The organism is Stieleria sp., from assembly GCF_041595215.1.
GTDB lineage: Bacteria > Planctomycetota > Planctomycetia > Pirellulales > Pirellulaceae > Stieleria > Stieleria magnilauensis.
The window spans coordinates 1-7,283 of sequence record NZ_JBFHKV010000368.1 but is presented as its reverse complement, the minus strand read 5'-3'; the positions used below and the strand labels follow the sequence as shown (position 1 = coordinate 7,283).

Genomic DNA, 7,283 nt, shown 5'->3' with positions numbered 1-7,283 from the left:
TGGTGACAGACGTCTGCAAACGCACGTCCACGCCGAGCCGAATGATCTGGTTGATTTCCGCATCCAAGATGTCGCGCGGCAAACTCTGTTCGTCTTCTTCGGTGCGCAAACGGCCGCCGAGTGATTCGTTCTGTTCGATCAACGTGCAAGCGTGCCCGGATCGACGCAGGTAAAACACGCCAGCCAGACCGGAGGGGCCGGCACCGACGACGGCGACGCGTTTTCCGCTGTCCGGCTTGCAGGGCGGCAGATACGGATCGTCGGTCGCCAAATCGGCATCCGCCACGAAGCGTTTCAGATCGCAGATCGCGACGGGGCCGTCGGCGGTCTTGCGGCGACAGCCCTTTTCGCACGGCTTGGGACAGACGCGGCCGAGCACCGCCGGCAAGGCGATGTCCGCTTTGATCGTGACGATGGCATCACGCAAGTTTTCATGGCTGATTTGATCCAACATCAGCGGGATGTCCATGTGTGCCGGACAGGCAAAGTCACAGGGGGCGCGACAGTCTCCGACGTGCTCGCTGAGCAGCAACTCCAACGCCGTCCGCCGCACGTCGCGAATCTCTTCGGTTTCGTTGTCGATCTCCATCCCCTCGACAACCTTGGTGCCACAGGCCGAGATCAATCGGCCGGAGCGGCGATCCTTAACCGTGCACACCTGGCACGAATTCGAAGGCTCGTAGCCTTTGAGATAACAGAGCGTGGGAATTTCAACGCCCAACAGCTCGGCGGCATCGATGATGTTCGATCCCGGCGGAACCTCCACTTCACGATCATCGATTTTAATTTTAACCACGGTGGGCGACCTCGTTCTGAACTCTACTGTAACAGCGCTGCAGGTTTTGATTTCGATTTGGATTTAGATTTGGGTTCCGACGCGATGAAGACGGCATCCTCGGGACAGACTTGGTAACAGGTGTCACATCGCGTGCAGCGATCCAGGTCGATCGTGTGTTTGTAATAAGGCGTCATCGGGATGGCATCGACGGGACAGTGTTGCGAACACAGCGTGCACCCGATGCACTTGTCGTTGATGCAATAGTCGATCAGATCGACACATTTGCCGGCCGGGCAGTATCCAGCGATGTGCGCCTCGTACTCCTCGCGAAAGTACTTCAACGTGGAAAGGATCGGATTGGGCGCGGTTTTGCCGAGACCGCATAGGCTGCCCGCACAGACCGCTGTGGACAGCGTTTCGAGTTGTTCCAGATCACCTTGCCTGCCGTTGCCCGTGCACAGCCGGTCCAGGATGTCGAGCAAACGCCTGGTCCCGACGCGGCAGAACGTACATTTACCGCAAGACTGATCTTGGGTGAATTTCAGGAAGTAACGGGCGATGTCGACCATGCAATCCTTGTCATCGAGCACCACCAGTCCGCCGCTGCCCATGATGGAACCGACCGCGGACAATGATTCATAATCAATTTGCGTGTCCGCCAACTCGGCCGGGACGCAGCCGCCGGAGGGCCCGCCGATCTGCACGGCTTTGAACGTTCGCCCGGGCTCCACCCCACCCCCGATGTCCTCGACAATTTGCCGGATCGTGATTCCCATTGGGACTTCGATCAAACCGCCGTTGCGAACTTTCCCGGCCAACGCAAACGCCTTCGTCCCCTTGCTGGTTGCCGTCCCCAGCTTGGCGAGTTCTTTGCCGCCATGGCGCAGGATCCAGGGAATCGTGGCCAGGGTTTCGACATTGTTGATCAGCGTCGGTTTTTCCCAGAGTCCGCTTTCGGCCGGAAACGGCGGACGGATCCGCGGCGTGCCACGACCGCCTTCGATCGAGTGAATCAGTGCCGTTTCTTCGCCGCAAATGTAGGCCCCCGCGCCTTCGCGAATTTCAAGGTCGAAACGAAATTCGGTGCCCAACACGGAATCGCCCAGGATGCCGCCCTGCCGACAGATTTCGATCGCGTTACGAATGCGTTCGACGGCCAACGGGTATTCGGCGCGGACGTAGAAGATGCCGTCATGGGCGTCGACCGTACACGCGGCGATCGCCATGCCTTCGATCACGCGAAACGGAATCGACTCCAACAGCACCTTGTCCATGAACGCGCCGGGGTCGCCCTCGTCACCGTTGCAGATGACGTATTTCGTCGGGCTCACTTGGCGACGGACGGTTCGCCACTTGATATGCGTCGGAAATCCGGCACCGCCACGGCCCCGCAACCCACTGGCCTCGATCTCGTCAAGGATTTGTTCCGGCTGCAGTTGCGTGAGACATTTCTTTAACGACTCGAATCCGCCATGACGCATGTACTCGTCCAAATCGAGTGGATCGATCGCATCGAGCAGGTCCAGCGTCAGGTGCTTTTGCGGACCGATGAAGGAATCGACCACACCGTCGCGGGCGGCGCGGTGTTTCTGCAACACATCCTGGTCTTCATCGGATTGGATCCAATCGAGAATCCGCGACGCGGCGTAGCGGATCGGCTTGGAAATCCCCCTCGGGCGAAAGTGTTTCTGGACAATCTTTCGAGCCATCTCGGGATTGACATTGGTGTAGCTCTGGGACGTGCCATCGGGCGAAACCAATTCGACCAGCGGGACCTTGCTGCAGATCCCGGTGCAACCAATTTGTTTGACGTAGGCGTCGCCGCCGGAGTCGTCGATCGCATCACAGAGCGCTTCATGCACCTTGTCGCTGCCCAGTGCCAGGCAACACGAGCCCAGCCCGATCCGGACCTCCGTGGTGTGCGGCCCCCGCGGCTGTGAGATCGGACGGTGCACGGCAGACAATTTGACGAATTCCGCTTCGTCGTATTCCTGCAGCATTCGCGGCGTCGTCTGGGAACTGACATGACCAAAAATCGCATCATCGATTTGCACGACCGGCCCCAAGGTGCAACATCCCAGACAGGCTACCTTCTGGACCGTGAACTCACCCGCGGTATCGGTGTCCTCGTGGGGGGCGAGCTTGAGCTCATGTCGAATCGCATCGTCGACCAGATCCGCCCCTTTGACGTGACAGGCCGTTCCCGTGCAAACGCTGATCATGTGCTTGCCGACGGGATGATGTCGAAAGTGATCGTAGAACGACGCGACGCCGGTGATCGCGGCCGGCGTGATTTCGGTTTGTTCGCAAATCCGCCGCAGCGCCTCCTGCGGCAAATAACGATACTCCCTCTGCACCGCGTGCAAGATCGGGATGACCGCATCGGGGCCGCGACCGATCTGTTCGATCATTCGATCGACGGCGGTCAAGTCGATTCGTGGGTTGGTCGTGATCATTCGGCAGCTCGTCCGAAACTGGAGTCATTGATCATCAGCGTTTGCGCTCCCGATGCAGAACAAGTGCTCGCTTCCTCGGATAAAAATCCTCCCCTGGTGAAACGCCGGACAGGTCACGCATTCTTCTCCCAATTGAGCTTCCGAGATGCGATTGCACGCTTCGCCGGTCGGCTCGACCACCCACGCCGTGCCGTCTCGGCCGAATAAGTAAACGCGCTCACCCACCAGGCTCGGGGACGAAAGGAAATCCGCTCCGAAATCTTCTTCCCACAACGGTTCACCGCCTTTCTGCTTGTCGAAACAGAACAGCGTGCCGTAGGAAGCCAGCGTCAAAACAAACTCGTCGGTGACCAGGGGGCTGCAGGTATCTGGCAGCCCGTAATCGGCGGTCCACTGCACATGGGTTTCGGTCACGTCGCCCGATCCGTCGACTCTGATGGCGGCATAGATCGCGGTGTCGTTGCCGGCATAGACGATGCCGTCGGAGTACACCGGCGAGGGGCCCACTTCGACGCGTTCCAAGCAGTTTGCCCGCCACAGTTCCATTCCATCGCTCGGCGAGTGCGCCATCACCCAGGGATCGCAACACGTAATGACCTGAGCTTGGCCGTCGTGCTCGATCACGATCGGTGACGACCAGGACGCCGGTGTCGCACGAATCGTTTCCCAGATCGGACTGCCGGTTGCACCGTCGAAACACATTAATTTGGAAAGCTGGTCCTCGCTGGTTCCCTGGTCATATTGCACGATCACCGAACCTTGGTACGTCACCAGCGAAGACGCGTGGCCATAATTGTTTCGCAGCGGCACGCCCAATGAACGCGTCCACATTTCGTTGCCGGCGAAATCGAGTGCGACCAACTGCCCATCGGCAAACATCGCAAACACCAGACGACCATCGGTCGCCATCGTCGGCGCGGCATAGCCGGTGTCATCGGAGGTCTTGATCGGCTGGCCGGCGACCGTGGGATCGACGGCGATGTCGGCGCTCCAAAGCAAGCTTCCGGAGCCGGCATCGAAACAGAAAACACCACGTTCTTCTGCGGTCGCACCGGAGAGAAACACGCGGTCTTGCCACACGATGGGCGAATTGACACCGGGCAGCGGCACCGCCGTCTTCCAAACTATCCCTTCGCCGGATTCACCGTCCCAGACCGTGGGCGCATCGTGATCGGACGCGATCCCCGAACCATCGGCCCCACGAAAGCTGGGCCAGTTCGCCCGCATCTCGGCGGCACTCGGCATTTCAGGAAGCACCGGTTCGATCACCGCATCTTGACCGTCGCTCTTCTGCTCGCCGACCGGATGGTGGACCGACGCCAATGCATCCAAGGTTGACGGCAACATACTTTGGTGACCGGCTTTCATCGCCCAGGCCGTGCCGACCAGGACCAGCATCACGACGGCGACCGCCCATGGCCCCCGGTGGCTCAAGACTTCGTCGCTATCAGGACCGGGCAGTTTCGGCTTGGGGCGGGGCAGCTTGCGGTACAGCGTGGCAGCCCACTTGCTGAAGACCAGCGTGACCAGGATGCCGCCCAGCAACAGGTACGAACCCCGCTCGGTGAAACGCAACTCGCGGAAGTATTCTTGACGCAGCGCCAGGTCCAACGCCTGGATCTCTTGCCGCAGCTGATCGTTGTCGGGCTGCTGGAGGAACTGTTCCCTGAGCTGGACGAATGAAGTCGCTTCCAGGGGAACCTTGTCCAACCGGTTCATGCCATCGATCACCAAGATCACGCCGACGAGCGTCGAAAACACTCCGGCCACCCACGCGGAGAGCAGGATCGATCGATAGCCCAAATAAGCGTTCACGATTTCTTGCCTCCGACGGTCAATTGGACCAGCGGCCCCGTCGGCAGCTGACCGTCGGGCAGGGCTTCGGAAACATCGGAAATCAGACCGAGTCTGACCTTTTCGACCGGGCAATACCAGTAGCAACGACCGCAGGAAACACATCCCGCACGGTCGGCCTGGTAGTCATCACGGCGACGCCGCACCGACAGATGGATCAACTTGAAACCGATCACCAACCCGGTCCACGCACCGAGCAATCCGCCCAACGTGACGAAGTCATTGCGCCGCGATAGCGCCGATTGATACAGCTGTTCCACCGACCGTCCCGATCCTCGAAAGGCATCGCTGGCTTCGGTGGTCGATGCCGCGACACCCAACTCTTCCAGCCGCACCTGTTCGGCCAAACGCGACTCCGGGTGCCACTGCGACAATGGAACAGCCAGCGCCGTCCCGAGCCACCAGAAACCGAGCACCACGACCGGCGCTACCATCAAGGCGGTTACCAATCGACGTTTCCCTTTTCGCCGACGTTCCGGCGACTGCGTGACCGTCGGCGGATGAATCGCTCCGTAGGGACAGACGTCTTCACAAAGCTGGCAATTGATGCACGTGTCCGGCGGAATGCTCAAACGCCATTTGGAAAAACACGACAGCACACGCAGAATCGCGCCGTAAGGACACAGATAACGACAATACGGTCGACCAACAAACACGCTGATCAGCAAGATGCTGCTGCCGAACAGCAACATGTCGGTGTTCGCACCCAGGCGAAAAAAGGGGATGAACGGATCGTAGCGACAGATGATGAATCCGGTTTTGGTCGCGGCAAAGATGACCGCGGCGCCCAAGTAAATGTAGGCGACCAAGCCCAACGAATGATCCAGCCAGCGGGGCACCCTGATCGAGCGAACCGCGAGCAGCTCTTGCATCGCGCCGAGGGGACAGACCGACGCGCAGAACGTGCGTCCAAAGAACAGCGTGAACACCAACGGCAGCACAAAGAACGCCACCACCGTCAACGGCACCACGTACGTCGGATCAAAAATCGCCAACGCGACGTTCTGGGTCGCCCCCACCGGACAGACACAGCCTTGCCGCCAAAAACCGAACCACAGCAAGCTTGCGATCGTCAACAACAGCACGTTACGACGCGAACGCGACACCAGTGTGAAGTAGGACGCCAGGCACAGCGCGACAAACAGAATTGCCACGTCCAAAAGAGGCGCCACCTCGCCCTGAACTTCCGGGACACTGGCCGTGGGGATCGGATGATCGGAGAATTCCGGAACCGGGAACATCAGATCCGACGACTCGTCCGCCATCACGCCGCCCATCAAGACACCGCCCACCAGGGCAACGACCAGCAACGCGGCAACACGGAGTCGAAAGATCCTATTCATCGGCTTGCACCTGATCGATCAGCTTCTGCGCGGCCTTGTCGGCTTTCCCCGCCTTTTGCCGCATCACGCCAAGCGCCACCCGTTTCAATCGATAGGGTTTGTCGGCGGAAACGTTGACGAACGCGTCGCTGGGACACGCCACCGCGATCGCACACTCGTTGCAGTTGACACAGCGATCGTGCATGACTTGCAGGTACAGCGAACCGTTCATCAGGGCACAGCCCTTGACGCACATCGCACAGCCGATGCAGGCGTCGGTATCGATTGTGTACTCGTAGAAATTCTGTCCCGCTTTGCCTTCGACGAAGGTGCGAATGATCGCTTCGGTCGGGCACAGCAAGTCCTCCGCGGCCGTGTCGCGACTGTCCAGTCCGTCCAGCGTGTAGTAGCCGGTGCAACGGTTGCAGAACCCACACATGTCGAAACACTGGACACACTTGACGGCCGATTCGTCGAGCACACAGTGGGTGGCACAGTTGCCGCATCCGACGCATTTGTCGGGATCGATCTGCCAACGATTCTCTTCGGCCTGGCCTCGACGGCCGGCCAGAAATCCACCCAACACCCCCGCGGACACGACGCCGGCGACGCGTGCGCCGTCGGCGAGAAAACCGCGTCGGTCGGTTTGTTTTTCGCTGTTCATGACGCGTTCCCCTCGGTCGTTGATTGCCTCGCCTCGGCCGCTTTGGAAAGCTCACACGCTTTGAACAGCTCACAGCTCTGGCAGGGAGATTCCAGCCGCACGCATCCACCGCGCAGCGCGCGGTCGATCAAGTTCAGTGACAAGACGGATAGGCCACCGAGGAGCATGTAGCGTCCGGTGCGAATCAGATATTGTCGACGATCGTCGTT

The 7,283-nt window shown here is 59.8% G+C and carries 6 protein-coding genes; all 6 read right to left on the bottom strand.

Going from position 1 to position 7,283, the window contains the following annotated elements:
- A partial coding sequence (locus tag ABX749_RS15420) for a 2Fe-2S iron-sulfur cluster-binding protein (protein WP_372896756.1) occupies window positions 1-796 on the bottom strand: 796 nt, incomplete at its 3' end.
- Window positions 797-819: 23 nt separating this feature from the next.
- Entirely contained in the window at window positions 820-3,234 is a 2,415-nt protein-coding gene (locus ABX749_RS15415) for an NAD(P)H-dependent oxidoreductase subunit E (protein ID WP_372896755.1), read from the bottom strand.
- Between the two features lie 24 nt (window positions 3,235-3,258).
- Window positions 3,259-5,049 carry a PQQ-binding-like beta-propeller repeat protein gene (locus ABX749_RS15410; protein WP_372896754.1) on the bottom strand — a complete coding sequence of 597 codons (1,791 nt, stop codon included), beginning with the start codon at window positions 5,047-5,049 and terminating at the stop codon, window positions 3,259-3,261.
- Window positions 5,046-6,431 carry a 4Fe-4S binding protein gene (locus ABX749_RS15405; protein WP_145212040.1) on the bottom strand — a complete coding sequence of 462 codons (1,386 nt, stop codon included), beginning with the start codon at window positions 6,429-6,431 and terminating at the stop codon, window positions 5,046-5,048. Before ABX749_RS15405 ends, ABX749_RS15410 begins: the two co-directional genes overlap by 4 nt.
- Complete coding sequence (locus ABX749_RS15400) at window positions 6,424-7,074, bottom strand: 4Fe-4S binding protein (protein ID WP_372896753.1); 651 nt, start codon at window positions 7,072-7,074, stop codon at window positions 6,424-6,426. Before ABX749_RS15400 ends, ABX749_RS15405 begins: the two co-directional genes overlap by 8 nt.
- Window positions 7,071-7,283 (bottom strand): hypothetical protein (locus ABX749_RS15395; RefSeq protein ID WP_372896752.1); only part of this gene is annotated, 213 nt, incomplete at its 5' end. The genes ABX749_RS15400 and ABX749_RS15395, both read right to left, overlap by 4 nt.

What these genes read in the sequence shown, in the direction of transcription:
- ABX749_RS15415 (WP_372896755.1), bottom strand. Translation starts at nt 3,234, where the DNA reads ATGATCACGACCAACCCACGAATCGACTTGACCGCCGTCGATCGAATG.
- ABX749_RS15405 (WP_145212040.1), bottom strand. Translation starts at nt 6,431, where the DNA reads ATGAATAGGATCTTTCGACTCCGTGTTGCCGCGTTGCTGGTCGTTGCC.
- ABX749_RS15400 (WP_372896753.1), bottom strand. Translation starts at nt 7,074, where the DNA reads ATGAACAGCGAAAAACAAACCGACCGACGCGGTTTTCTCGCCGACGGC.